6 protein-coding genes and 1 pseudogene are annotated in these 2,800 nt (G+C 46.0%); all 7 read right to left on the reverse strand.

Going from position 1 to position 2,800, the window contains the following annotated elements:
• Nucleotides 1-173: 173 nt before the first annotated feature.
• Nucleotides 174-500 (reverse strand): hypothetical protein, encoded by a 327-nt coding sequence (locus tag QVO88_RS08505; RefSeq protein WP_195221740.1) that lies wholly within the window; start codon nt 498-500, stop codon nt 174-176.
• 2 nt (nt 501-502) lie between these two features.
• A complete protein-coding gene (locus QVO88_RS08510; RefSeq protein ID WP_022288066.1) occupies nt 503-1,108 on the reverse strand; it encodes a tail protein in 606 nt (201 codons plus the stop codon).
• Complete coding sequence (locus QVO88_RS08515) at nt 1,108-1,434, reverse strand: hypothetical protein (RefSeq protein WP_022288067.1); 327 nt, start codon at nt 1,432-1,434, stop codon at nt 1,108-1,110. The genes QVO88_RS08510 and QVO88_RS08515 overlap by 1 nt, the downstream gene beginning before the upstream one ends.
• Nucleotides 1,431-1,832, reverse strand: a complete 402-nt coding sequence (locus tag QVO88_RS08520) for an HK97 gp10 family phage protein (RefSeq protein ID WP_288177925.1) — start codon at nt 1,830-1,832, stop codon at nt 1,431-1,433. Before QVO88_RS08520 ends, QVO88_RS08515 begins: the two co-directional genes overlap by 4 nt.
• Nucleotides 1,822-2,160, reverse strand: a complete 339-nt coding sequence (locus QVO88_RS08525) for a hypothetical protein (protein WP_022288069.1) — start codon at nt 2,158-2,160, stop codon at nt 1,822-1,824. Before QVO88_RS08525 ends, QVO88_RS08520 begins: the two co-directional genes overlap by 11 nt.
• Nucleotides 2,157-2,459: a hypothetical protein gene (locus tag QVO88_RS08530; protein ID WP_022288070.1), complete on the reverse strand. Its 303-nt coding sequence runs from the start codon at nt 2,457-2,459 to the stop codon at nt 2,157-2,159. Before QVO88_RS08530 ends, QVO88_RS08525 begins: the two co-directional genes overlap by 4 nt.
• Before the next feature lie 13 nt (nt 2,460-2,472).
• Nucleotides 2,473-2,800, reverse strand: a pseudogene (locus tag QVO88_RS08535) (phage major capsid protein); the annotation flags it as partial.

A 2,800-nucleotide genomic window follows, 5' to 3' on the forward strand; every position in this document is an offset into this window, starting at 1 on the left:
AACGACCTTTTTACCGGCGGCGATTAATCGCTGTCGGTCATAGGCGCAGGCATAGTTCACTACCATACCATACGTCATGCGGTCTAAATCAGCGACAGTAAGACCCCTGTTTATAACAAGAGAGATGACCTCCTCCGATTTGAGAGGCCGATCATCTCCGCTTTTACTGCCGCTTATGGATTTTTTCTGTCAACTTTCATGTTTGCCTGCAGTATAGGCATAACCTGATTATAGATATCATCAACAGGAAATGCACCATAGGCGAAGCTGTCAAGCCACGTCTGAATAGGCGGTATACTATCATCATAAGTCTTGGCAAGCACCCATAGGGTGCGGTATTCGACCTGTTGAACAAAGGCGCCCTTACCGAACTGATGTACCTTGACAACGTCCTCAAGGTACTCCGTGCCGAATGCTTCCTTGTATCGATAGAAAAGCCCTGCTGTAGCCTTGAAGCCTATCTGCCTGCTGTCTATGGTCAGGACTATTGTATTGCTCATTGTCATTCACCCGGGGTGTAGGTGTACTCAGGAAACTTTGTGAGTACTGTGTTACCCTTTATACGGAAACGTGCAATGTGTCCTTTCTTGTTGTTGACAGTAGCCTCAGCCGGTGACGGCTTGCAGGCAATCTTATGCTCTGTATACTCATAGTCCATACCGCTGTCTTCCTCTGTCTTAACTGAGAATTTCGTGCGATCTGTAGTATAGCAGTAAGGGAAAACCTCGGTGTATCCCTCGGCTTCTGATGTTGACTCATACTGTACGATCAAGCCGAACTTTGGCGCTTCTCCTGTTCTTGCTACTTCGACCAGTGTGCCGTTTTTCTCTTCGATGACATTTCCGTACCAGTCTTTCTCAAGATCATCACACAGGTCAAGTGTGGTGATAGTTCCCTCGTAACCCTGATTAGTCTGACCTGCGAATGCTACTACGCCGTCAGCCCATACCTCATTGCTTGATGACTTCGGGTCAAGGCTTACCTGACGGGTGCCCGAAAGCTTTGTCTTATGATACTTAAGTTCTCCATATGTGATAGTTGTCGCACCACTGACATCTGTAGACTCTGTAATCAGTGCATGGGCAACGGCTTTCACTGTTCCTTTCATTAATATTCCTCCTTGCGATCGAATTCGTATACCCACATATCCATTTGCTGATCCTGCCCCAGATAGCCTGCGGCGACTGAGAAACATATGCCCTTATCCATAAGGGCGTTCTCAAATAGGATATGTGTTTCTTCATCTTCCGGCTCGCAGTATATTTCAACTGCAATCCGTGGGATAACTGCGACAGTTCTTCCGTCTGCAGATATCGTCTGAGGTGTCTTGTTTATCCATGTTGCGAACGGCAATTCCGTTTCCACTGGAAAATCTATCTTAGCAATCCTGTCCGCAGGAATGCCTGAAAGTGATATAAGTTCTGTCAATGTCATTTCGACTTCTCAATCTCCTTTCTGATGTTTTCCGGTAATTTTTCTTCGGCATACTCTTGTCCGTATATCATGTGCGGATAAGCTTTCGCCTTAAACGGAAGAGTTCTGCCACCACGCTTCATAGCATGGCCATACTCCAGCAGGTGTGTGAGAAGATACTGCTTATTCTTCTTGAAATTCACTATCTGCCGAATGTCGAAAGAGTCCTCGTACTCGGTGCTAACTGTAAGCGCCTTGGCATACTTGCCGGAGCGGGTATTGAACGTGAAGTGTTCTTGGACGACCTTGCGGGTTTCCTTTGCGGTCTTCTTAACGGCTCTTTTGGCGGCTTCATTAACACGGTGACTTTCTTGCTGAAATGCGTGCTGTAAAGCCTCAGCCATCTCATCAGGACTCATTGACATGGATTTCTAACCTCTTTTTCCGCTTTTCTATTGATAACTGCCAAGCCTGCGGCTTAGCGTCCTTTATCATCTGAACTTGAATGACGTTATACTGGTCGCCGTTCATTATCACAATGTCAGTCGCCTGCGGCTCGGCGATAAGTGGTATTCTTATCACCTTATCACAGCGGTGCTGATACTCAGCGGCTTTATAGAAACGCTCTGAGCCGACGGTACGATTGTCATATCTTATGCCTGCTTGCTTGATTTTCAAGCTATTGGCATTGATGATAGTTGCCATAGTGCATATTCCGTCATTGAACGTCTGCCGCTTGCTTATCATACGCTTCCTCCTGACATCTCCTCAATCTGACATCTTGCTCTCAGAGCGAAGAGCTGAGAGCGATAATTTTTTTCAAAGTCCTCGAAGCAATCGTTATATATATATCTGCAGCAGTCGATCAGAAGCTGGGCGTCGCCGTTGATATTTTCGTCAACGTTGATATCCAGCACCTGACCTGCATATCCGTTAAGTACTCCTATAGCACGTGCTATAATGCTGTTTATCTTTCTGTCAGTAGCCTCGTCTGACCAAGTTATGTTCAGCTGATTTTTAACTTCCTCGAATAATGCCTGCTGCATTTATATCAACTCCTTATGTTTCTGACGGTGTGACAGTGTATACTGTCGGGATAAATCTCTTAAGCTTTGAGATATCCAGATACCTGAAAGCATTGCTGTCGAGTGGCTTGCCGTTGCCGTATGTTTTGATCTTATATGTCCTTGCGTCATCAAGGAACTTGAATGAGTCATCAAACTCCAGCTTGCCACCCTTGGCCATGCCAAGACCCATGAAGTAACGCTTGCCAAGGCCGAAGATAGCTCTGTCATCAGGAACGGCGCATGACTGGATAATAGTGCATGGAATAGGCATAACATCGTTAACCCATTTTCCTTGAACGAAATTTGTTGTCGCAGGCATT

The organism is Ruminococcus sp. CAG:57 (assembly GCF_000435935.1).
GTDB classification, from domain to species: Bacteria; Bacillota; Clostridia; order Oscillospirales; family Ruminococcaceae; genus Hominimerdicola; species Hominimerdicola aceti.

Excerpts from the sequence above, each read along its gene's own strand:
- QVO88_RS08515 (WP_022288067.1), bottom strand. The coding sequence starts at position 1,434 with ATGACATTGACAGAACTTATATCACTTTCAGGCATTCCTGCGGACAGG.
- QVO88_RS08505 (WP_195221740.1), bottom strand. The coding sequence starts at position 500 with ATGAGCAATACAATAGTCCTGACCATAGACAGCAGGCAGATAGGCTTC.
- QVO88_RS08520 (WP_288177925.1), bottom strand. The coding sequence starts at position 1,832 with ATGAGTCCTGATGAGATGGCTGAGGCTTTACAGCACGCATTTCAGCAA.
- QVO88_RS08525 (WP_022288069.1), bottom strand. The coding sequence starts at position 2,160 with ATGATAAGCAAGCGGCAGACGTTCAATGACGGAATATGCACTATGGCA.
- QVO88_RS08510 (WP_022288066.1), bottom strand. The coding sequence starts at position 1,108 with ATGAAAGGAACAGTGAAAGCCGTTGCCCATGCACTGATTACAGAGTCT.
- QVO88_RS08530 (WP_022288070.1), bottom strand. The coding sequence starts at position 2,459 with ATGCAGCAGGCATTATTCGAGGAAGTTAAAAATCAGCTGAACATAACT.